Annotated in this window: 18 protein-coding genes; 12 read left to right on the top strand and 6 right to left on the bottom strand. The window is 40.1% G+C overall.

Translation table 11 applies throughout. From position 1 onward, the window contains the following. The 6 genes from ACPPVU_RS19775 to ACPPVU_RS19750 all read left to right on the top strand — a co-directional run bounded on the left by ACPPVU_RS19775 (position 1) and on the right by ACPPVU_RS19750 (position 9,075). Entirely contained in the window at positions 1 to 603 is a 603-nt protein-coding gene (locus ACPPVU_RS19775) for a hypothetical protein (RefSeq protein WP_426668415.1), read from the top strand. Positions 604 to 605: 2 nt separating this feature from the next. Continuing rightward, complete coding sequence (nuoL, locus tag ACPPVU_RS19770; protein ID WP_426668414.1) at positions 606 to 2,639, top strand: NADH-quinone oxidoreductase subunit L; 2,034 nt, start codon at positions 606 to 608, stop codon at positions 2,637 to 2,639. Positions 2,640 to 2,806: 167 nt separating this feature from the next. Next, positions 2,807 to 4,411, top strand: coding sequence for a complex I subunit 4 family protein (locus tag ACPPVU_RS19765; protein WP_426668412.1), 1,605 nt, complete (start codon positions 2,807 to 2,809; stop codon positions 4,409 to 4,411). A gap of 113 nt (positions 4,412 to 4,524) precedes the next feature. Continuing rightward, complete coding sequence (locus tag ACPPVU_RS19760) at positions 4,525 to 6,150, top strand: DUF4139 domain-containing protein (RefSeq protein ID WP_426668411.1); 1,626 nt, start codon at positions 4,525 to 4,527, stop codon at positions 6,148 to 6,150. 6 nt (positions 6,151 to 6,156) lie between these two features. Beyond that, a complete protein-coding gene (locus tag ACPPVU_RS19755) occupies positions 6,157 to 7,656 on the top strand; it encodes an NADH-quinone oxidoreductase subunit N (protein ID WP_426668410.1) in 1,500 nt (499 codons plus the stop codon). 111 nt (positions 7,657 to 7,767) lie between these two features. Then, complete coding sequence (locus tag ACPPVU_RS19750; protein ID WP_426668408.1) at positions 7,768 to 9,075, top strand: ammonium transporter; 1,308 nt, start codon at positions 7,768 to 7,770, stop codon at positions 9,073 to 9,075. A 37-nt stretch (positions 9,076 to 9,112) separates the two neighbouring features. On the opposite strand, the gene ACPPVU_RS19745 is transcribed toward ACPPVU_RS19750, so the two are convergent. Next, positions 9,113 to 10,552 (bottom strand): serine hydrolase domain-containing protein, encoded by a 1,440-nt coding sequence (locus tag ACPPVU_RS19745; protein ID WP_426668406.1) that lies wholly within the window; start codon positions 10,550 to 10,552, stop codon positions 9,113 to 9,115. A 127-nt stretch (positions 10,553 to 10,679) separates the two neighbouring features. Between ACPPVU_RS19745 and ACPPVU_RS19740 the strand changes: the two genes are divergently transcribed. Next, positions 10,680 to 12,653: an amidohydrolase family protein gene (locus ACPPVU_RS19740; protein WP_426668405.1), complete on the top strand. Its 1,974-nt coding sequence runs from the start codon at positions 10,680 to 10,682 to the stop codon at positions 12,651 to 12,653. A 90-nt stretch (positions 12,654 to 12,743) separates the two neighbouring features. Here ACPPVU_RS19740 and ACPPVU_RS19735 read toward each other — a convergent pair whose 3' ends face one another. Then, a complete protein-coding gene (locus tag ACPPVU_RS19735) occupies positions 12,744 to 14,048 on the bottom strand; it encodes a Gfo/Idh/MocA family protein (RefSeq protein WP_426668404.1) in 1,305 nt (434 codons plus the stop codon). 148 nt (positions 14,049 to 14,196) lie between these two features. On the opposite strand from ACPPVU_RS19735, the gene ACPPVU_RS19730 reads away from it, so the two are divergent. After that, complete coding sequence (locus ACPPVU_RS19730; protein WP_426668403.1) at positions 14,197 to 15,822, top strand: hypothetical protein; 1,626 nt, start codon at positions 14,197 to 14,199, stop codon at positions 15,820 to 15,822. A gap of 182 nt (positions 15,823 to 16,004) precedes the next feature. Then, positions 16,005 to 17,912, top strand: a complete 1,908-nt coding sequence (locus ACPPVU_RS19725; RefSeq protein ID WP_426668401.1) for a class II glutamine amidotransferase — start codon at positions 16,005 to 16,007, stop codon at positions 17,910 to 17,912. Positions 17,913 to 17,979: 67 nt separating this feature from the next. Here the strand turns inward: ACPPVU_RS19725 and ACPPVU_RS19720 are convergent, their stop codons facing one another. Then, the gene (locus ACPPVU_RS19720) at positions 17,980 to 18,633 is read right to left on the bottom strand and encodes a LysE family translocator (protein WP_426668400.1); all 654 of its coding nucleotides are present in this window, start codon (positions 18,631 to 18,633) and stop codon (positions 17,980 to 17,982) included. Between the two features lie 176 nt (positions 18,634 to 18,809). On the opposite strand from ACPPVU_RS19720, the gene ACPPVU_RS19715 reads away from it, so the two are divergent. Together ACPPVU_RS19715 and ACPPVU_RS19710 are read left to right on the top strand one after the other, a co-directional pair. Beyond that, positions 18,810 to 20,285: an MFS transporter gene (locus ACPPVU_RS19715; RefSeq protein WP_426668399.1), complete on the top strand. Its 1,476-nt coding sequence runs from the start codon at positions 18,810 to 18,812 to the stop codon at positions 20,283 to 20,285. 91 nt (positions 20,286 to 20,376) lie between these two features. Beyond that, the gene (locus ACPPVU_RS19710) at positions 20,377 to 20,865 is read left to right on the top strand and encodes a deoxycytidylate deaminase (protein ID WP_426668398.1); all 489 of its coding nucleotides are present in this window, start codon (positions 20,377 to 20,379) and stop codon (positions 20,863 to 20,865) included. 65 nt (positions 20,866 to 20,930) lie between these two features. Here the strand turns inward: ACPPVU_RS19710 and cmk are convergent, their stop codons facing one another. Continuing rightward, a complete protein-coding gene (cmk, locus tag ACPPVU_RS19705; protein ID WP_426668397.1) occupies positions 20,931 to 21,605 on the bottom strand; it encodes a (d)CMP kinase in 675 nt (224 codons plus the stop codon). Between the two features lie 153 nt (positions 21,606 to 21,758). On the opposite strand from cmk, the gene arfB reads away from it, so the two are divergent. Next, complete coding sequence (arfB, locus tag ACPPVU_RS19700; protein WP_426668396.1) at positions 21,759 to 22,169, top strand: alternative ribosome rescue aminoacyl-tRNA hydrolase ArfB; 411 nt, start codon at positions 21,759 to 21,761, stop codon at positions 22,167 to 22,169. Here the strand turns inward: arfB and ACPPVU_RS19695 are convergent. Both ACPPVU_RS19695 and ACPPVU_RS19690 read right to left on the bottom strand, forming a co-directional pair. Beyond that, positions 22,166 to 23,134, bottom strand: coding sequence for a lipid A deacylase LpxR family protein (locus ACPPVU_RS19695; RefSeq protein ID WP_426668395.1), 969 nt, complete (start codon positions 23,132 to 23,134; stop codon positions 22,166 to 22,168). The genes arfB and ACPPVU_RS19695 overlap by 4 nt on opposite strands. A gap of 80 nt (positions 23,135 to 23,214) precedes the next feature. After that, complete coding sequence (locus ACPPVU_RS19690) at positions 23,215 to 24,474, bottom strand: hypothetical protein (RefSeq protein WP_426668394.1); 1,260 nt, start codon at positions 24,472 to 24,474, stop codon at positions 23,215 to 23,217. Positions 24,475 to 24,567 lie beyond the last annotated feature (93 nt).

Here is a 24,567-nt window from a genome sequence, read left to right as displayed (position 1 = left end):
ATGAGCACGTTCAAACACAATAAAAATATAAAGAATGTCGTGCTGAGCTTGTCGAAGTATAGTGTGCATGGCTTTTACGGGCAAATCCATCGACAGGCTCCAGGTGACAAGGTTATTTTATGCATGCTCACTGTTTTATTTTTCTTGTTTCTGTCAGAAAACACGCTGGCCCAAACTAAAAATGATACTTTAAATGATAAGGTCGTTTATATAGTGAACGGAATCCCCGTGTCAAAAGATAAAATAAACAACGAAGATATATTAACAAAGGATGTTATAAAAGGGCCGTCAATTGCTGCATTGCATTCTGAAAAAGAGATAGACAGTGTAATTTTGATTATAACTAAATCCTCCGCTATTACTCAATACCAAAAAAAATTCGGCACCTTTTCAAAGAAATATAAATCCTATTTGGATACCCATCAAAATAATGATGAGGATTTTATTTATGTACTTGATGGTGTTCAGCTAAAAGGAAAGCGAAATGATATAATCAAAACACTTTATGAAATCCCATCTAAAAAGATTAAAGAAGTAGGATTTAACAAAAAACAATCCACAGACGGAAGCGCGACACTGGTAATTATAAATACTAAACAATAGCATTGGAAGACTTTTTACAAGCAATAGATGCCCTAACCGCACGCTTCGCACTTGCTGCAGTGGTGTTGCCTTTGCTTGCCTTTGTCTTTAATTTTTTTATTCCGGGTAAAAATAATAAGGTGGCTGGTTGGGTATCTACCAATGCCATTTTGGGGAGTTGTGTACTTTCAGTATTCGTGTTTTCAAAAGTATGGAACCAGCACCAGGTGCATCAACAACAACTTTGGTTTACCATAGGCAGCACAAAATTATACGGCGGCATTTTACTGAATAATCTTTCGGTACTAATGCTGTTACTGGTATCGCTTATCGCTTTGCCGGTACATATTTACTCGACAGCTTACATGAAAGAGGATGAGAACTATAAGCGCTACTTTACTTATCTCAGCTTTTTCTGTTTCAGTATGCTGGCGCTGGTAGTGGTGGATAACCTCATTTTATTTTATGTGTTCTGGGAGTTAGTAGGCTTTTCTTCTTACCTGCTCATTGGTTTCTGGTTTACCCGACCTAAAGCCATAATAGCCAACAAAAAGGCCTTTATCATGAATCGGATAGGTGATATCGGTTTGTTGACGGCCATTATTATTATCTATGTCGTATTCCGGACTTTTGATATTGATCAGCTTTTTGGCGAAAATGCGCTGGTCAGATCAATTCCGTTTCAATTACCCGGTGGCTGGCAATATGTGGCATGTGGTGGTATATTTTTGGCAGTCGCAGCTAAATCGGCACAATTTCCTTTACACACCTGGTTGCCTGATGCTATGGAGGGACCGACATCTGTATCAGCCCTGATCCATGCAGCTACTATGGTGGCTGCCGGCGTATTTTTATTGGGTAGAGTTTATCCAATATTTACAGAAAGCGAATTGAATGTACTTGCCGTTATTGGTGCCTTCACAGCCTTTATGGCGGCAACTATTGCCCTCACTCAAAATGACCTTAAACGTATCCTGGCTTATTCTACCATATCTCAATTGGGTTTTATGGTGATGGCAATGGGGATTGGTGCGTATGCATCGTCACTGTTCCATTTAGCTACTCATGCTTTCTTTAAATGTCTGTTGTTTTTGGTAGCAGGCATCGTTATCCACGAGGTGCAACATATTAAAGACGAATATAAACTGCATATCGATCCGCAAAATATCCTGTATATGGGTGGTTTGAGGAAGAAAATGCCGCTTACCTTTATTGCTTGTTTAATAGGAGGCATCGCATTAGTTGGCTTGCCGCTGACTTCCGGGTATTTATCAAAAGATGGTATCCTGATACAAGCCTTTGAATGGTCTGAAGGTAAAAGCTGGATTTATAAATTGATACCGATAGGAGCTTTGATCACCAGTTGGTTAACCGCGTTTTATGTAGCCAGACTGATAGTTAAAGTATTTTTTGGTGAATTTAAGCTGGCCGAGATCAATCCTCATATCAAATTGCACATCGGTGATGGTAGTTGGCAATACCGTATATCTCTTGTTTTTTTGGCAATCTGTTGTTTGTTTCCGATATTTTCGCTTAATCCGGTTTTATATGAACATGCGTGGCTGCTCAACGGCTTTCAAACAATTACTGGACTCGATAGGGTAAATATGTACCATACCATTATCCCGGCAGGATTAAATATTTTTAGCATATTGGTTATATACTGGGCATACTCGATTTATGTAAATCAAAAGGCATTACCATTACCCGAAAGCGGCTGGCTGTTCAAATTCTCCTATCACGAATGGTATATTGACCAATTTTATAACCGCTTTATTATTGCCCCGGTTATGGCTTTAAGCAAAGCTGCCCAATGGTTTGATAAAAATATCATTGATGGTTTTATACATTTGCTGCAACGAACCGGTATATTTTGTTCAAAAATTGCAGACTGGACCGACAGGCATATCGTTGATGGTATATTGCATGCAATAGCATCGATTGTATTGGGGATCGGTAATTTTGCCCGTAATTTTCAAGGCGGAAAAGTACAATATTACCTGTTTAGTATGCTGGCAATTTTACTGGCTATATTTTTATTTAAAATACTTGTTTAGTTAGATATGATTATAGATATGAGATATGAGATTTTAGATGTGAGATTCAAAAAGGATTGTGCATTGTTCTTTTTAAGTATAAAGTGTGGTGATATACAAATATCTCATATCTCATATCTCACATCTCATATCTCAGGATTCACATCTCATATCTCACATCTCAAATAATGAATATATTATCACTCCTGATATTTACACCTCTGCTGTTTGGTTTACTGATCATACTACTGCCATCGGCATGGCGCGCAAGCTTTAAGTATATCACACTATTAGCTACCCTGATACAATTATGTATCAGCATATGGATGTATCTCCACTTTAAAACAGGTGCTGAATATGCCGGGATCAATAATGAAGGCGGGTTTCAGTTTATGCAAAAGCTCCCCTGGATAAATCTCGACCTCGGTACTTTAGGCAAAATGCAGATCGATTACTTTGTTGGGATCGACGGTATATCCATTGCTTTAGTGGTTATGAGCTCTTTTGTAATGGTGATTGCTGCCCTGGCTTCATGGGAAATAAAAAGTAATCTTAAGGGCTTTTTTAGCCTTTTCTTATTGCTCAACACTGCAGTAATAGGAGTTTTCTGTGCACTGGATTTCTTCCTGTTCTATATTTTTTACGAGCTGATGTTATTGCCGTTATATTTCCTTATCGGTATGTGGGGCGGAGCAAGACGGGAATACGCTGCTATCAAATTCTTCTTGTATACGCTATTCGGTTCAGTGTTTATGCTGCTCGTGATGATCGGTCTTTATTTATCGGTAAAAGATCCTGCTACAGGCAATCATACTTTTAATATCATCCAAATGATGAACCCTGCCAACTATGATGCGAATTCGGTATTTGCAGTGCTTGGGCATAAAACATTGTTAGGTATGCCTGCACGTACAGTTGGCTTTGTGGTGCTGTTCATTGCTTTCGCGATAAAGGTGCCGGTGGTGCCCTTACATACCTGGCTGCCGGACGCACACGTTGAAGCACCAACGCCGGTTTCTATTATTCTTGCCGGAATATTATTGAAAATAGGAGGGTACGGTATTATCCGGATATGCCTGGGTATATTCCCTGATATAGCTGTATCCGGCGCTTTCTGGCTCGGATTGTTGGGTGTAATTTCCATACTGTATGGTGCATTAAATGCGCTTGCTCAACGCGATTTGAAACGAATGATTGCCTATTCATCCGTATCACATATGGGCTTTGTATTATTGGGGGTAGCATCATTAACTGCCGAAGGCATCAGCGGTTCGGTAATGCAAATGGTAAGTCATGGATTTTTAGCTACCATGTTGTTCTTCTTAGCCGGGGTGGTTTATAATCGGGTGCACGACAGGGATATTTATAATTTCAGAGGCTTGGGAACATTGATGCCTCGGTATACCACCTTTATCATGATCGCATTTTTTGCCTCATTGGGATTGCCGGGTTTTTCAGCATTTATTGGGGAGGCTTTCGCATTAGTGGGAGCATTTGAATCTCCTTCGATAAACGGTGCTTTGCCTTACTGGATGGCCATTTGTGGATCAATAGGTATCTTACTCAGTGCCGCCTATTTTTTATGGACATTACAGCGAATGTTCTTCGGATCATTATCCTTAAAGGGGGGCGATGTCTGGAAGACGGCGCTAGTAGACCTAAATATGAGGGAAACGGTTACCTTATTGCCATTGGCGTTTTTAACACTGGTTTTAGGAGTAATGCCTTCACTGGTTTTTGATAAGATCAATGATTCAGTGTTGGCATTAGTTCATTCTTTAGGAATTAGATAAATATTTTTTAGTTGAGGTTTATGGAAAACCCATACAGTAATGCATCCTTAGTTTAAATGCTCCTGTTAACAGGATGCATCGTACCAAAGATTGTATTACTTAACTAAAAAATCATGTTTAGAAAATTATTAATGGCAGCAGTTGTTTTTTTTATAACAATAGCAGCAAAGGCAGAAGATCAAAAGATCGCATCAAAAGTTCAAAAAGTTATAGTGTTTTTGAACGGGGCACAGGTAACGCGCACAGCAATGGTAAATGTGAGTTCAGGTACATCAACATTAGTTTTTGAGAATATCTCTCCGGGTATTGATGCGCAAAGTATACAGGTGCATGCCGACGGGGAGTTTACCATACTTTCTGTAGAACACGAGATGAATTATTTCAATGCTCCCGGTAAACAGAAACAGGTAGAAGATCTGATATCACAACAAAAAATCATAAAAGACCAGATCGACTTAAAAAATGGTTACATTTCCATCTACGAGGAGGAAATCAGTACATTGCGAAAAAACCTGACATTAAGCCCTCAAAATGTGAATCTGGATGTCATTAAGCTGAAGCAAGCTTTGGATTTTCAAACCGGCAAACTGACTGAGATCAGGAAAAAGGAACAAGACATTAATAATGAGGTGGCGGTATTAAATGCCGAGTTGCAAAAATACAACCAGCAATTAAATGAAATAAACAGAAACAGCGGTATTGCTACAAGTAATATTTTGGTAACCGTTTCTTCAAAAACTAATTTACAATCAGAGTTTTCTCTAAGTTATCTTGTTCGCAACGCAAGATGGGCTCCTATTTATGACATCCGTGCTAAAAATGTAAATAGCCCCATCACTATATCCTATAAAGCTAATGTAATCCAACAGAGTGGCGAAGATTGGAAAAATGTCAAACTTACCTTGTCAACAGGTAACCCGGCTGTCAATAGTATCAAGCCCGAATTAAATCCATATTATTTAACTTTTGCTCCAACATATGCTCCAAGTGCTTCATTAAACGAAGTAGTAGTTGTGGGGTATGGAATTGAGCGCAAAAAGGATGTTGACGATGAAAATTCCGATAAACAGCTTAATGAACCGGCCATAACAGCATCAACAATTCCGTTATCGGTAAACCAAAAAGAAAATCAAACCAACGTAGAATTCAATATCGATAACCCATATTCTATCCCGACAGATGGAAAACAGTACCTGGTAGAAATTAAGAGTTTTGATATCGATGCCACCTATCAATATGCTGTTGTGCCTAAAATATCAATAGATGTGTTTCTAACCGCCAGGATTATTGATTGGAATAAGTATAATTTCTTGTCTGGCCAGGCTAATATTTATTTTGAAGGTACTTACATCGGAAAATCTTTTATCAATACAAGCTCCATGGCTGATACACTTGGGCTATCATTAGGCGTTGATAAAAGTATTGTTGTGACCCGTAAACCCGCAAAAGAGTTTACTGAAAGACGGGGTCTAGGATCTGACAAGAAAGAGACCCGTGACTGGAAGATAGAAATAAAGAATCGCAAAAATCAGCTTGTTAATTTATTGGTAGAAGATCAGGTACCTGTTTCTAAAAATTCTTCAATTGATGTGGAAACACAAGAATTATCAGGCGGCCAACTAGATAAAGAGACAGGAAAGATTGAGTGGAGCTTCTCTCTCAAACCACAAAACGACAAGAAAATAGAATTAAAATATTTGGTAAAATATCCTAAAAACCAATCACTAGTAGTATTATAGCAAATAATGAACGATCTGTTACCATTTTTACCCGAACAATTGAATCAAGTTTTTGACGGCATCAAATACTTTATGCCCGAAATTTACTTATCCGCTTTGTTTCTGTTGATACTGGTAACAGATCTTTTGTTCGGTAAAACTTCAGGATGGTTATGCAAAACAGTTGCCTGTGTTGGTCTATTGCTGGTAGTATTTAAAGACCTTGACCAGTTCAAGTTAATACAAACTGACCCACATTTGTTTTTCAGCCACATGCTGTTGCTGCATAAAACGTCATGGTTATTTAAACTGATGATTGATGTTTTAGGGATCCCACTATTATTGTATTTTGGATGGGACGATGATCTTAAATCTCATAAAAAGGGATTATCCGATTTGTATTCCATATCCATTGCAGCAGTTTTTGGTATGCATTTAATGGTGATGTCGGTCAATCTTCTATCCATCTATCTTTCTGTCGAAATGCTTTCCATTGCATCTTACCTGATGGTTGCTTATCGCGCAGGAAATGGACTGAGCAGCGAAGCCGGATTAAAATATGTGCTTTTCGGCGCTGCGTCATCAGCAATTATGCTGTATGGTATATCCTTGTTATATGGTTTCGGAGGCACGCTTGATTTGATTGGTGGCAACCTGATACCCGGTTTGATGCATGTTAACCCGCTGGCCGTTACTTTAGCGTTGACATTGGTATTAGCCGGAATAGGGTTTAAATTATCGTTTGTACCTATGCATTTTTGGGTGCCGGATATTTACCAGGGAGCACCTTCACCGGTTGCGGCTTTTTTATCCACGGTAACCAAGATTGCCGCTTTTGGATTGCTGATCAATTTCTTAATCCCATTTATATCAACCACTTCTACGCCATGGACAGCGTTTGATTTCCAATTGTTTTTATCCATTGTAGGCATAATTACCATGATTGCGGGAAATTTTGCTGCTACACTTCAGAATAATATCAAAAGAATGCTGGCTTATTCAAGCATCGGGCATACAGGTTTTGCACTGATGGCTATAGTAACATTCACTACTCAGGGAATTTCAGCACTCACTTTTTACCTTTTAGCCTACGCATTGGCTAATATTGGGGCGTGGATGCTGGCAAGCTATTTTTCTAATACCGCGCAAGCAGAGAATATTGATGATTACAAGGGGCTTGGTTTTAAATATCCGCTTGCTGGGGTGTGCTTCGTCATTATCCTGATATCACTCACTGGCCTGCCAATCACCGCCGGATTTTATGGCAAATTTGTAGTGTTTTCTTCGGTTTATGCTGTTTATCAGTCGGGCCATAACATTTGGCTACTTTTATTGATGATAACCGGAGCGGTAACAACAGTCGTTTCTTTATTCTATTATATTAAGGTTCCACTTAACTTATTTCTGCGAAAAACTGATAGAACCCCAGGTTTTGCCCCATCAAACTCATTTCTGCTCACTTCAATTGCAATTATTACATTATTGATTGTTCTTTTAGGAGTTTTCCCAGATATTTTGATTAAATAATTGTAATTGTCAAAAAAATCAATGTTTTCTTGATATTATTTGAATAAATCGTTCATTTTTTAGAAAAAGCAGTAATTTGGCAGTCCGCAAATAAACCGACTTTCTAAAATTATGAAACGTTATTTTCCTTTTGCCCTCATTGTAGGTATATTAATACTGACCTTTATTTTTCCGTCTGTTGAGTTCCACAATTCCGGTAACCCTAAATTTAACACGGGAGATATTGCCTGGATGTTAATGTCGACAGCTTTGGTTCTGATCATGACACCTAGCCTTGCCTTCTTTTATGGTGGTATGGTAAATAAAAAGAACGTAATATCAACCATGCTCCAAAGTGTTATTTGTATGGTAATCATTACGGTAATGTGGGGAATTGTAGGCTTCAGTCTCGCTTTTGGTGATACGCTGGGAGGTGTAATTGGTAACCCATCCACCTATTTTATGATGAAAGGCATGCTGGGTAATGCAACCTGGAAATTGGCTCCAACAATACCATTATTGCTTTTTGCCATGTATCAGTTAAAATTTGCGATCATTACTCCGGCTTTGATCACCGGAGCATTTGCGGAACGTATACGGTTCAATAGCTATATCATATTCCTTTGCCTGTTCTCTATTTTTATTTTCTCGCCTTTGGCTCATGCCACATGGCATCCTGATGGTATTTTATTTAAACTTGGCGTGCTTGATTTTGCAGGCGGCACGGTAGTACACATGTCTGCAGGTTGGGCAGCTTTAGCATCGGCATTATATCTCAAGAGCCGAAGTGAGGCTAACCACGCACCTGCCCGTGTTACCTACGTAATAATCGGTACCGGATTATTATGGTTTGGCTGGTTTGGCTTTAATGCCGGTTCAGCCTTTGGGGCCAATCATTTAGCTGTAAATGCACTAGCTACCAGCACTACCGCATCCGCAGCGGCGGGTTTAACCTGGATATTTTTTGATATGCTGTTAGGACGTAAACCGTCTGCTATAGGTACTTGTATTGGTGCCGTTGTCGGACTGGTTGCCATTACACCTGCGGCTGGTTATGTTTCGGTACCGCATTCACTGGCTATAGGCATTATCTCGGCAGTGGTAAGTAACCTGGTGGTTGAATGGCGTACACGTACTTCAATTGACGATACGCTGGATGTGTTCCCATGCCACGGAGTAGGTGGTATGGTGGGTATGCTGCTTACAGGCGTATTTGCCAATAGAAATGTAAATCCAGGAAATACAACGGGGGATGGTTTGTTTTTCGGCCATACACATTTGTTTTTTGTACAATGCATAGCCCTGGTGGCAGCATCGGTATTTTCCTTTTTCGGTTCGTTGTTGTTATTAAAGATCACTGATATGATATCCCCGCTTCGTGTTTCAAAAGAAGAAGAGGAGATAGGGTTAGATATTAGTCAGCATGGGGAGAAGTTATAAAATTATAGAGACGTTGAGGATGGCGTCTCTATAATTTCTATTTGACCCTTTTCAATTCATAATGTTGCCCCTCATCATCGGCAATTGCTTTATCAAATCTTCCATCCGGCCCTTTTACAAATTCTAAATCCGCTTCCATTATTCTCAAAAATAAATGATGGTCGTTTTGCGAATACAATCTCGTTGGTGGTAAGTTCACTTTCGGGGCCTCAACCATTAATTCCCCATTTACAAGTTTTATTGTAGCCGTGTATTCCGGCCCTTCCCAAATGCCTTCAAACTGTTTTAATTGCTCTGTAGATAATTTTGCAGTGCCACGATAAGGGATGTAATTTTCCCAATATGAAGGAATGGTGATCCCCGTAAACTTTTGAACCAGTTCAGTGAAAATACTTTCACCATTAGCGCTGTTACTCATGATAATTAAAGCCGTCTTTTTCTCAGGATCAGCGATCATATAATGTACCCATCCCATGCCGTGTCCTTCTTTGAAAAACGCCCTCCCATAGGGAGTTTTAAAAAGGCCCCAGCCAAGTCCGTATGATAGCTGTATAGCATCATTGTCTCTTGTTGTATCGGCAGTATTTAATGAAAATATCTGCTTTTTTGAGTTAATAGCTATCTGTGGAGAAAGCATTTCATTCCCGAATTTATCAGAAAGATTTTTCTTCTGCAGTACACCTGCTATGAACCGTGTGTAATCGGCAATAGTCGTCTCCATTGATCCGGCAGCAAACTGCTGTTTATACCGGTCTTTTGGTAGAGTATCTTCTTCAATGCCATGACCATTGGCATAATCGCTTTCAAATCGCTGTTGCCATACAAAGCTTGTCTTAGTCATGTGCAAAGGCGCAAATACCTTTTCCCGCGCCAGTTCTTCCAAATTTCTATGCGTAATGGTTTCAACCACCATTTGCAATAACATTATCCCTTCTCCGGAGTAAGAATAATGCGTGCCGGGAGTAAAGAAGATACCCATCTTCTGAAAATTATTCGGGTCGCTGTTGCGCCAGTTCGGGAATCCTGTGGTATGACTTAAGCAATGACGTGCGGTGATTAATTTCCACCGATCATCGCCTGCCAGTTCCTTGTAATTATCGTATTCGGGTATTGGTTTAGGCAGATAAGAATAAAGTGGTTTGTCAAGGTCGATGATACCTTCCTGCGCCAGTTGAACTACAATATATGCAAAAAGAGGCTTGGCTAGTGAGGCCGCATAAAAGCTGGTTAAAGTATCATTTAGCTCATTTTTTGCTTTGTTCTTATAACCATATGCCCGCACATAAGTAGGTTTGTTATCATTGATGACACCAATACACAAACCAGTGACCCCGGCTGTATTCATTAATTTTTTAGCAGTTTGATCAATAAACTGAGTGGAGATAGAACCGCCATCTGGTTTTTTGATATTTTTTTGTTGTGCAAATAAGGGTTGGGCAGCGATACCCAATAGCAGGATAAGGAGAGTTTTTTTCATAACTGTGAATGTTTTGAGGGGGGATCGTGTCTTTAGATGGATATTTTTCAAGATGGTTTAATCGCCTGATTCTATTTAAGATAAGAAATAAATAATAACTTTATGCCATCACATGCAACCTCAACTTATGAAAAAAATTCTACTTTCTATCCTGTTATCAGGCTTGATTCTGAACCTTTACGCACAAAATCCACTTGCCGACAGCGGCGTATTCCTACTGCACAAATTTGAACAACATATCGGTAAGGAAACTTATCATATTACCAATAATAAAAACTCTAAAACCTACACTGCCGATTTTGAATTCGTCGACCGTGGTTCACCAGTTCCTTTAAAAGCTGAACTGAGAGTGAACCCTGTATTAGAACCGCTACGATTGAACATCAAAGGTAATGTGGCACGCGGTGCAACTGTTAATGATGAGATCAGCATAAGCGGTAGCCAGGCACATGTTAAAGTGGATGATTCTGTTTACGACAAAAAGATACAGCCGCTTACTTTCCCGATAGCCGGGTACGCGCCTACTATTGTACAACAAGTATTGATACAATACTGGAAAAAGCATCACGAACCAGCCAATATCAATACGCTGCCTACCGGGTCTGTACAGATAAAAAGAGATGGTTCCGATACCTTAACTTATAATGGAAAACCATTGATACTGGAAAGATATACTATCGGCGGACTAATATGGGGCAACGAGTTTGTTTGGACAGATAATCAAACCCGGTTAATATGTGTCATCACCAATGACGCCGAGTTTGACAAGTTCGAAAGCGTGCGAGAACCTTATGACTCTTTGTTATCAACGTTGATAGGAAAGACCGCAACTTATAGTATGCGCTTGTTCACCAAATCGGCTATGATAAAAACTACTGCTGATAAATTGATCGCTATAAAGGGTGGAACAGTTGTAGATGTGGTAAACGAAAAGACCATATCCAATGCCACCGTTATCATCGAAAATGGCATCATTAAAAAAATAAGTAAAGATGGCGAAGTTGCTATTCCTGCCGGAGCAAAAATCATTGATGCTAAAGGTAAAATGCTGTTGCCCGGTTTGTGGGATATGCATGCCCATTTTGAACAGGCAGAATGGGGCCCGGCTTATTTAGCAGCCGGAGTAACTACAGTGCGCGATTGCGGTAATGAGTTTAGCTTTATTAATGCGATAAAAGATGCGATTGACCAGGGCAAGGGGGTAGGGCCTGAGATATTAAAGGCAGGTATTATTGATGGAAAAGGGCCGTATGCATTAGGCATTATACAGGCCGCTACCAAAGAAGAGGCTATACAGGCTGTGGACAGATATAAAGAGAATGGTTTTGTTCAGATCAAAATCTATAGCTCGGTGAGACCGGCTACAGTAAAATATATTTGTGATGAGGCACATAGATTGGGATTAACAGTAACAGGACATATTCCTAACGGAATGACCTTGCAGCAGGGAGTTGATTCAGGCATGAATATGGTGAACCATGTTCAATACGTGTACTCCGTCATGAAAAGGAACAAAGATCGCTCAATAGATTTTAATGATTCTACCAGTATTGCTGCTATTAATTTTATTAAACAGCATAACGTTGTGATTGACCCAACTTTGGGTGTGTTTGAAATGAGTTTCCGTTCTGTAAAAGATGATATCACCACTATGGAACCTGCATTTTATACCTTGCCATTACCGTTGCAGGCTTTGTTAAAAAATACCGGCCAGGATTCGACTGGGGCCAGAAAGTTTAAACCCCTTTATGAAAGTATGGTGCAGATTGTAAAGAAACTGCATGATGCGGGGGTAACTATCGTAGCCGGAACCGATCAGGGTTTTCCAGGCTTTAGTGTTGCCCGTGAATTAGAATTATATGTTCAGGCTGGATTGACACCGGCTGATGCCCTGCAAACTGCTACTATTATACCTGCGAGGGTGATGAATGTAGATAAAACCACCGGATCAATTGAGGAGGGCAAGCATGCCGACCTGATCATTGTGGATGGCGATCCGCTGAAAAATATCCGCGATATCAGAAATGTGACTACGGTAGTAAAAGGTGGCCATGTTTACAATCCGGGGCAATTACACAAGTTAGTAGGATTTAGTAAGTAATAGCCCATAAGCCCCCTCTAAATCTCCCCCGGATGGGGAGACTTTATTTGTCTTTTAAAGTCCTCCCTACCGGGGAGGATTTAGGTGAGGCTATACCACCCACGGTTTCCTCATTTCTCTGCCCCTTAATTTGTTGGCTTCATCATCATTGATAAATTCCTCTTTAATGGGGTCCCAGTGCAGGGGGCGCTTCAATTCATAAGCCAGGTTACCCAAATTACAAACCGTAGCTGTACGGTGGCCTATCTCTACATCGGCTACAGGTTTTGTGCGTTTGCGCATTGCTTGCAGGAAATCTTTGTAATGATTTTCGCTTTTATATACATGCTTTTCGTTGTCGCCGATAACCCTGTCTTTTAATTCTGCGGGAGTGGTTTCCAGCTTTCCGCGTACTACATGTATCTCGCCTTTTGTGCCGATAAAATGCACGCCGCTATCACCTTTTATTGGCTCATGCGTCATAGTAATCCCATTAGCATACTGATAGGTTAAAAACTGGTGATCTTTATCAGGAGGGGTGATCAGAACCGGGCCGCTGCTATCCATATCAAGGCCCCATTGAGCAATATCAAACATATGAGCGCCCCAGTCGGTCATAAAACCGCCGCCAAATTCCTTATAATCGCGCCAATGCGCCCAAAACTCATCTTTTAGTCCGGGTGCCAGGTTATGGTTATAAACCTGTGGTACATTTGGCCCCAACCAGAAATCCCAGTTCAGGTCAGATGGCACTGGTTCGGCAGGTAAATTATAAGGTACAGGAGGACCACCTACATTTACTTTTACCGTTTTGATCTCACCAATATATCCGTTACGCACCAGCTCCACAGCCTGCCTGAATTCGGGCCATGAACGTTGCATACTGCCAGTTTGAAATACTCTTTCATGTTTTCTTGCTTCCGTTACCATTGCCCGACCCTCATTAATAGTTAATGAAAGGGGCTTTTCGCAATAAATATCTTTCCCGGCCCTGGCAGCAAGTATGGCAATCACCGAATGCCAGTGATCAGGAACTGCAATAATAACTGCGCTGATATCTTTACGGGCCAAAAGTTCCCGGAAATCGGAGTAGGTAGTACACCCCGGATACTTACTTTGCGGAAATTTATCGGCATAATATTGATTAACCTCATCAGCAAAGCGTTTTAGTTTACCACCGTATACATCAGCAGCAGCTACGATCTTTACTTCTCCTGTATCTAAAAAATATTTCTTCAGATCCATAGCCTGCTTGCCGGTTCCGATAAAGCCAATGTTAGTCAGATTATCCGGCATAGTACGGCTCTTGCAGCCAAAAACAAAATTTGGGACAAGTGTAAAAGCGGAAAGGATCGCAGTTTTTTCTATAAATTTCCTTCTGCTAATAGCGTTTTCACCGCCGGGATTTTTTTTCATAATTGGCTATAAATAATTTAAGATGTTGGATAGGATGGCTAAATATAAATTTAAATTGTCAATGTTATATTAATTAAATTAGGTGCCGCCAAAAGCCTGAAAGCAATTATAAACCGGTAATAAAAATATTACATAAAACATAAAATTTATGACCAAAAGAGGTATTGTTCTGCTATTGTTATTTGCCTTCGTGAACGTCAGTTTATTTGCACAGCAGGGCGGATTATTAATATACCATAACATACAAACCGATAAAAACGGCGATATAGTTCCGTGGTACAATGCTGATCCGGCAATAGCGTATGACCATAACCTGCATACGATATGGAGCTTTTGGTTCAATATGCTGCGGGATATGAATGGGTTGCCTTACTACATGAACCACCAGGTATGGAATCCGAATTTTGACGACCCGCGTGGGATAGGAGGTGACCAGTTTATGATGGCGATCTCGTCATGGCGTTTATTGTATGCCTATACCGGGGATGAAAATATAAAGGAGAATGCTTGCTTTTTAGCTGGATACTACCTTACACACGGTTTGTCGCCTGCCAATTGTAAGTATCCTGATATTCCTTTCCCTTACAATACACTCATTTATTCGGGGGTATATGATGGGGATATGCGCAATGGTAAGGATGTAGCGCAGCTTGACAAAGCAGGATCGTTGGGGTTAGAGTTGATTCATCTTTATAAAATCAAGAACGATCCGATATTTCTTGATGCGGCTGTAAAAATTGCTAATACGCTTGCCGCTAATGTGAAAACTGGTGATGCGGATCATTCGCCACTGCCTTTTAAGGTAAATGTGTACACAGGTAAGACCGTGTTGCTGAATACAACGGACAAGCCTTATAACAATGTAAAAGACACTGCCTGTTATACCAGCAATCTCACACCTACTCTGCAAATGTTTGATGATCTGATCGAACTGAAAAAAGGAAATATTGCAGCTTACAAAATAAGCTTTGATAAAATACTGGCATGGGCAAAGAAATATCCGGTGCAGAATAACAAATGGGGCCCATTTTTTGAAGACGTAGGCGAATGGAGCGAAACGCAAATAAACGCTATGACCTGTGCCCGTTATATGATGGAACACCCACAGTATTTTCCCGAATGGAAAACACAGGTAAAAAACATTATCAATTGGGTACATACCAATTTCGCGAATGATAAATGGAAGAAATATGGTGTGATCGTAACCAACGAACAAACTGTTTATCCCGTTCCGGGAAACAGCCATAGCGCAAGGCAGGCAGCAGATGAATTATTGTACTCTTATCTCTCAGGTGATACGTCCCTTTATACTAATGCCATCCATGAATTGAATTGGGCCACCTATGCGGTTGATGTAGATGGTAAAAACTGTTTTCCTACTGATGAGCCCTGGCTTACTGATGGGTATGGGGACTACATACGACACTATCTGAGAGCGATGGCTACCTATCCGGCATTGGCCCCCGCCGAAGATCATATTCTTTCCACAACATCGGTCATCCAGCAGGCGGATTACAAAGGCTATCTAAAAAAATTCATCTACCTCAATTTTGATAAAGTGGATACAAATAAGGTGCGTTTGTTTTATCGCACATTTGATAAGCAAGGTACCGAGACTATCCGGATGAAAGCAAAACCATCAGCGGTATTGCTAAATGATCAACCAATGAAAGAGGTCAATGCAGACGAAGGATATACCTGGAATGCTTTGGAAAAAGGTGGTGTATTAACAGTAAGAAGAAAGAATGGTGATAAAGTAATTGTGTTGAATTAAATGGAATCCATGCGGCTAGCAATAGTGATTATAATATTACGTATCGATTATTTTATCATTGCAAAAAACTATCAGGCTAAAATAAAGGTAAATTCTAAAAGTGAATATTAATGCAATCTAATGACATTGTTAATTTAAAGTTCCAACATTAAAATAGTACTTTTGCAGCCTCATTACCAATCATGAGTGATCAGATTAAACATGAATGCGGTGTGGCATTTATCCGCCTTTTAAAGCCACTCTCTTATTACCAAAAAAAATACGGCACTGCGCTGTATGGGCTAAACAAACTTTATCTTTTGATGGAAAAACAACACAACCGGGGCCAGGATGGCGCAGGCGTTGCTACCATTAAATTAGATATAGAGCCGGGTAAACGTTATATAAGCAGACACCGCTCAATGGCTTCAAATGCTGTGGCGGACATTTTTGAATATATCCAGAAGAAATTTGCCGATATCCAAAAAGAGCAACCAGAAAAGCTGAACGATGCGGAATGGCTGAAGGAAAATGTAAGTTTTACCGGCGAGGTTTTGTTAGGGCATTTGCGCTACGGAACTCATGGTAAGAACAGCATTGAAAACTGTCATCCATTTTTAAGGCAGAACAACTGGCAAACACGTAACCTGGTTATCGCAGGTAATTTCAACATGACCAATGTTGACGAGTTGCTACAGCAACTATACGACCTGGGCCAGCATCCTAAAGAAAAAGCTGATACCATTACTGTACTGGAAAAGATAGGCCACTTCCTGGATACTGAAAATCAGGGATTGTTCGACCAATATAAAAGAGAAGGCCACGATGACAACATGGAGATCAGCAAGCTGATAGCTAATGATCTTGATGTTGCGAAGATATTGCGTAAATCTGCTAAGAACTGGGATGGAGGATATACCATTGCAGGGATATTCGGTCATGGTGATGCTTTTGTAATGCGCGATCCTTCAGGTATCAGACCAGCCTTTTATTATTACAATGATGAGATAGTAGTTGCTGCTTCTGAGCGCCCGGCACTGCAAACTGCCTTTAATATTCCGATTGAGGATATTAAGGAAATACAGCCCGGTCATGCACTGATCGTTAAGAAAAACGGACGAATCAGGGAAGAGATGTTCAGCGAGCCACTTGAGAAAAAATCATGCTCTTTTGAGCGTATTTATTTCTCGCGCGGAAGCGATGCATCTATTTACCGCGAACGTAAACAATTAGGCCGCCTGCTCTGCCCGCAGATACTTGACGCAGTAAACAATGATATTAAGAATACCGTTTTCTCATACATACCTAACACTGCCGAAGTGGCTTTTTACGGTATGGTAGAAGGGGTGCATAAATATATCAAGACTTATCAAAAAGAACGCTTGCTGAACCGGGAAGATAAGATAAGTGATGAGGAATTAAATGAGGTATTGTGCCTGGCACCACGTATAGAAAAGATAGCTATAAAGGATGTTAAGCTCCGCACTTTTATTACCCAGGATGCTGACCGCAGCGAGATGGTAGCGCATGTTTATGACACTACCTACGGCTTGATCAAAAAAGGCGCAGATACTTTAGTAGTATTGGATGATTCGATTGTTCGTGGTACTACTTTAAGACAAAGCATATTAAAAATACTGGATCGTTTGGGCCCTAAAAAGATAGTGGTAGTTTCATCTGCACCGCAGATCCGTTTCCCTGATTGTTATGGTATTGATATGTCGCGCATGGGCGAATTTGTTGCTTTTGAAGCAGCTATCAGCTTACTAAAAGAGCAAGGCAAAGAAGATATTATCCTTGGAGTTTATCAAAAATGTAAGGATAGTGGCTCACTGCCTAAAGAAGAGGTCGAAAATTATGTAAAGGCCATTTATGAGCCATTTACTGATCAGCAAATATCAGATCGCATAGCAAAGATCATCACACCTAAAGAGATCAAAGCAGAAGTAAAGGTAATCTACCAAACATTGGATAATCTGCATGCAGCATGTCCAGATCATACCGGTGATTGGTATTTCTCTGGTAATTTCCCAACACCAGGTGGTAACAAAGTAGTTAACCGTGCTTTTGTTAACTGGATGGAAGGAAAGAATCTGAGAGGATATATGTAATTAGTTTCAAGTTCGAAGTCCTAAGTCTTAAGTTATATTACTTTTGACTTAGGACTTCAGACTAAAATTAGCTGCTAAAAGGTGCAAAGACATAATGAGTTACCAGCTTATCAAACAGTATAAGCGACGCTATGATCAATGCTATGCCGGCTACCTCATTAAGCCGGTGAACAAATTTAACAGAGATCTTATCCCGTAGCTTGTTAGCATAAAATGCTTTGGTGGTATCAAGGCCAAACTGAACAACCAATATGGTCAGGAACATAACTGCAATCTTCCATGATCGATTGGGCACGCTTTCAATGTACAGTGTACTTGCCGTACCTATTACAACAGTCCAGTGAAATAGGAGGGTTGGATTTAAGATACACATCAGGAAACCCTTAAAAAAATATCCTGTGCGTTTTAAACGAGAAGGTACCTTATTATCATAATTAACTTCCGACTTTTTGAACAGATAGTAAATACCCAAAGCAAAAAGGATAACACAACCTACTATTCCCGCATGTTGCTTATCATGGCTCGAAATATCAAAATATTGAGACCCAAACAAGATCGCGCCAACAAACACTATATCACTGGTAACCACGCCTAAAGCCAGCGCTACACCCGCATGAAAACCCTTTTCAATGCTTGTTTTTATTAATGCAAAAAAGACCGGACCTGTCAAAAACGTGAGCACTAATCCTACCCCAATCCCTCTGATTACAGCTTCTATCATTAATTTTAGGCTTTGGAATGTTGGTTGCCGTTAGCCGGGAACGAATATGCGATTTTTAATAGGTAACAACCAAACTTAAAGTTGGGATTTTATTATTAAAAAGTATATATCGATTTTATAAAAATAATCTTTATGTTAGTGGTTTCTAAACACTGAATTTCCAACCTAAATTAGCAATGGAACAAAACAAATCAAAAAGCAATTCTTCAGCCTTTTTTACACTAACAATCGTTTTTTTCTTTTGGGGCTTTGTGGCTGCCAGTAATGACATCCTGATCCCGGTATTTAAAGAGAAACTTCATTTGCAACAATGGCAATCACAGATGATCTCGTTTGCGTTTTATGTAGCGTATACAGTCGGAGCAATAATTTATTCATTTGTATCTAAACTTATTGGCGGAGATATTTTGAACCGCTTGGGATATAAAAATGGCATCGTACTTGGTCTGATAATTTCAACTATTGGTGCTTTGATGTTTTATCCTGCTGCGCAAACAGCATCGTTCGGATTGCTGATCACTGGCCTATTTATTATTGGATTGGGATATTCCCTCCAGCAAACAGCAGCTAATCCATTGGCAATTATTATGGGTAACCCCAAAACAGGTTCCCAAAGGTTGAACTTAGCAGGAGGAGTTAACAATTTTGGTACTACTATTGGCCCTGTATTGGTTAGTCTTGCCATTTTCGGTTCGGTAGCAGCTAAAACACATGTAGCAAGTATTGAGTCCGTTAAGTATCCATATTTAGTATTAGGAGCCTTGTTCCTGATTGTTGCCGTTATTTTTAAATTCTCGTCAGTCCCTAACAAAATAGAGAAAATAACTGAAGAGGATCATTCAAACGGCGAAGTAGCAAAAGTAGATGTTCCTGTTGCCCCTCCGCGCAAAAATGCCCTTAAATATCCGCAGTTAGCTTTAGGTATGATTGCAATATTTGTTTATGTAGGTGTTGAAGTTTCTACAGCAAGTAATTTGCCGGAGTTTATGAAAGAGAAATTGCATACTGCTACCGGTGATATTGCCCCTTTCGTATCTCTTTATTGGGCAAGTTTAATGATAGGTAGATGGACAGCTTCGGTAGGAGCATTCAACTTATCAAGTATCATGAAAAAAGTATTGAAGTTGGTCATGCCTTACATTGCATTTCTGGTTTTCCTTTTAATAAACAAGCTCGCACAGCACGATGTTACACCATTTTATATTTATCCGGCTGTAATTGTTGTGATGATTATAGGGGATTTACTTAGTAAAGGTAATCCAGCGCGTCAGTTATTGATTTCTTCAACTCTTGCTATAGTTGCTCTCGCAATTGGAATAATGACTGGTGGTATGATTAGTGTTTACTCATTTATCAGTGTCGGATTATTCTGTTCTACCTTATGGCCAAGCATCTATGCTTTGGCAATTGCAGGATTGGGAACACATACAAATGAGGGATCGGGCTATTTAATTATGATGATTATGGGTGGTGGTATCATTAGCTTATTGCAAGGTTACTTGGCATCACCCAATTTACTTGGTATCCAACTGTCATATATTGTAGGCATCATGTGTTTTGCGTACCTCGCATTTTATGCAGTAAGGACAAAGGCTGTCCTAATCAAACAAGGTATTGATTTTGATGCCATAGAAACAGGAGCAGGACACTAATCAATTATTCATTAGCTCATTGGTTCATTAGTTCACTTGTCATTCCTGGTTACTAATAAACCAATGAACAAGTGAACTAATGAACTATTTAATGACTAAATTAAGTTTCGATCATATTTTTATGAACCTGGCAACTGACCTGGCCAAGCGCTCACATTGCGTTAAGGCACAGGTCGGTGCTGTTTTGGTTAAGGATACGCGTATTATTTCTATAGGCTATAATGGCCCGCCTGCAGGCACACATAACTGTGATGAGGAATGGCCCGAAACGGGATGCCCGCGGGATGCACGTGGTAGTTGCTCGCTGGCTTTGCATGCTGAAGAAAATGCCATATTATACGCCACTAAGAATGGCGCTAATCTGGACGGATCAACCCTTTATACTACATTATCGCCTTGCTTACCTTGCGCCAGGTTAATATTTTCGGCAGGAGTAAAGCATGTTTATTTCATGAAATCATATGCAGAATATAAGGGCCTGCCCAATGATGAGGGTGTAGATTTTTTAAACCATTTTGGCGTGAAAGCGGAGAAATTTTTGGGTGGTGATAAGTTGATCAGTGATAGTTTATACTTTTAGGATTTAGAGTTTAGGATTTAGAAATTATAAAATCACGGTAATCCTTTAATCAGGTAAATCATGGTTCAAGACAATAATGGATTAACCTTATCCAAAGCAAAGTCTAACTGTTCATCCGGTGTCATATTGGTATTATCCAGTATAATAGCATCTTTAGCTCTTACAAGCGGGCTTTCTACACGGGTAGTATCCAGGTAATCACGATGGGCGATGTTTTCAAATACTTCCTCAAGAGTAATGTCCGGATTTTTTTCATGTAATTCTTTGAATCGCCTTTCAGCACGCACTTTAGGGTCGGCTGTCATGAATATCTTAAGCGGCGCATCAGGGAATACCGTAGTGCCAATATCGCGGCCATCCATTACGATATTCTTTGATTTGCCCATGCGTTGCTGTTGCTTTACCATTTCGTGCCTTACTTCTCGCAAAGCGGATACACCGCTTACATTATCCGATACAGGCATCTGGCGTATCTCGTCCGATACTTCCTCATCATTTAAGGTAATGTGGGTCTGGTAATCCCGCGAATGGAAGTTGAGATGGATGTTTTTTAGAGCTTCCGCGATCTCTTCATGATCGTTCAGATCAACTGCGTGGCGTAAAAAATAAAGCGTTACTGCACGGTACATCGCGCCGCTATCGACGTAAATAAAATGAAGCTTTTGGGCTAATGCTTTGGCTAAGGTGCTTTTACCGCATGAAGAATAGCCGTCAATAGCTATCACAATATTATTGCTCATTGGGTAGCTAAAATAATAAAAATTTGTGAGTGGTTGAATGGTTGAATAAGTTAAGTCGTTAAATGGGTTGCCAAAAAAATAACTTTTTCCAATCTAACTTATTCAACTCAATCTAACTCAATCAACCATTCAACTAATTATTTAAATTTGACGATGAACTTTACTAAAGCCGACCTGCAAAAGGAGGTCACTTATAAAACATCAAGAAGCGGAGGAAAAGGCGGACAAAACGTAAATAAAGTATCCAGCAAAGTCGAATTATTGTTTGCTATCAATCAATCGACATTGTTTACTGACGAAGAGAAAGCCTTGCTATTAACAAAGCTCCAATCGCGGTTAAACAAAGATGGGCACGTGCAGGTAGTATGTGAAGAGGAGCGGAGTCAGTATCTGAATAAGGAAAAGGCACTTGAGAAATTGCACCTGATATTAGTAAGAGCACTTCATAAACCCAAAGTGCGAAAAGCAACCAAACCCAGCAAAGCCATGATCGCCGCCAGACTGGCGAATAAGAAAATACAAGCCAGCAAAAAAGAAAACCGGAAAAACAGCTTTGATGATTAATTAAAACGGTACAATAGAGTAACTGATCCCCATTGATGTGATTGTACCATTTGTTTTACATCTTTTGTATGGAATATAGCGGCAGCATCCAGCACAAAGCGTTTACCCGAATAACCAATACCCAGCTGATTACTGAAAACAAACCGTTCAGGGTCTAACGTGATTTCCATGCTATTAGGATTCCTTGAACCAAACAGACTACCCTGTACTGTTGCATCATAAGCCACCACATTAAATTGTGGTTTATAATAAAAAAATAATTCGTGGCTGTGTAACGAGGTAACTGAACTTGATTTTATGGCCGTACTTTGCGTGCTTACTGAATTAAATAATTGGTTAAAATCACCCAGCCGAAGGAGTGGGCCAATGCCGGCGCCGGTAAAACCATTACCCAGGTTTGCATAGCTTGTCAGCGAAACATCTATCCATGAGCCGCGTGCAAGTAACCTGTTATATTCTGCTGAAAGGTTTAATTCCCAATTATTGTCTATCTGGTATTCCCAGCCAGATGGATGATAAAAGCCAAAATTATCGTGTACATAATCCTGCACTTGCTTACCATACGCATCGGGCCCTACCACCCCAATCTGGCCCCCTAATTTTAAATTACTTTCATTTTTATACAGGAGATTAAGTGTTGATCCAACGTATAGATAAGCAGCAAAAGGGCGGTCGATATATCTCGTATCGTCCTTTCCACCATAATATATGCTGCCGCTTTGCGGGTTAAATATTTTCTGACCTGCCTCGAAACCCAATACTTTGTTTTGAAGCTCGCTGCCCGCATTAACTTTTAACGCATGGCGATAATAAATAAAAATACCATCGGTATAATACCTATCTGAGCCCTGTCCAAGATAAGAGTCATTATCACTCTGTGCGCCAATCTCGTTGCTATGTGACTGAGAAAATGCCTTGCAGCAACAAATAAGGCATACGAAGAGGCAAAATAGTTTATAATTCATAAGGGTGTTGAAGAAACAAAGCCGAAAATAAAAAAAGCTCCGATGAAATCGGAGCTTTTGTAAACTTAATCAATATTTTTTTATTTAAAGGTATATCCTACGCTTATACCACCGGCAGGTATGAGGCCTTCATCGTACAGGATAGGTGTAAATGCTACTCTAAAGCTTAATCCCTTTTGTTCCGGTTGATAACGATACCCAATAGAACCTGTGGCTACGAAACCGGTTATGTTATCAAACTGCCACGTTTTACCTTTGGTATCACCCGTCGAGTGGAGGAATGTGGCCCCCCCACCGACCTCTATAAAGGAACTATAATTGCCTATCAAAAAGTTGAGCTGGAATGGAACCGTGACGACCTTATTACCACCCGAGATGAAGCCGCCTACACCAACGTTGTAACCCCATCCGTCCCGCTGATCGCCGAATCGCGAATCATAGTTGAGCGATATCGCAAGGCCAGCCCCACCAACTTCCAGGTAAATGTTCTTGGCTTTTATTTGACTTGCATCAAGGGTATCCTGTTGCATGGCTGTAGTGTCAGCTTTCTTCATTAATGTGCTATCTGATTTCTTTACCAGGGTATCGGTCATTGTTTTAGTAACAGTATCTCTTATGGTTCTAGTTACCGTATCTCTTATAGTCTTGGTTACGGTGTCCCTCAGTGTCTTCGTAACCGTATCTCTAAGCGTTTTGGTAACTGTATCTCTCTGGGTTTGGGTTATAGTGTCTGTTACTACCTTAGTAATTGTATCTTTTTGTGCATTTTTAGTAATTGTGTCGGTTGCTGTTTTAGTAATAGTATCTGTTACTCGTTTAGTAACCGTGTCGGTTACTTTTTTAATGACCTCTGTTGTTGCAGGTGTATCTAATTTTTTAGTTTCTGCAGGTTTTGCGTTAACTCCTGATGGTGAGCCTTGAATATAGCCTCCCTTTGCATCTTTTACCTGGATCAAGCCATCATTAGGTGGGGCAACTATTGTAGTGTTTCTGTTGGTCATACCAAAGTTTCTAACCTGTATGGTACCATCTGAAGGTGGGGCAACAATTGTAGTAGTATTATTATTAAAAGCCGGTGGAATATTTTTAATCTCATCCTGGCTTAAACCATTAGATGCGGTATCCTTTTTTACAAGAGGGCTGGACATTGACACTTTGGTGGGTACACCATTTATCATTACAATAGTATCTGTATTAGCTGTAACCCGATGTGTGTCGGCTGTTTTATCCGTATCACAAACCATCCGGGTGCTTGCTGAAGCTTGTAATTTCAGCCCTAACTGAAAAACCAGTAGTAGTAATAAGATAACCCTGCCCCTTAGTGTAAAACGATTATTCATTTATAGATTATTTATTATGTTATTAGTTTAGCTACCGCGTATTACGTTACTGGTAATCAAAAAGTTTCAGGCGTACAGCTAAATGTAAAAAAG

The sequence above is a fragment of the Mucilaginibacter sp. McL0603 genome (assembly GCF_049992945.1).
In the GTDB taxonomy this organism is placed as follows: domain Bacteria; phylum Bacteroidota; class Bacteroidia; order Sphingobacteriales; family Sphingobacteriaceae; genus Mucilaginibacter.
Note: the sequence above shows the minus strand (reverse complement) of the source record. Positions and strands in the feature narration are given on the sequence as shown.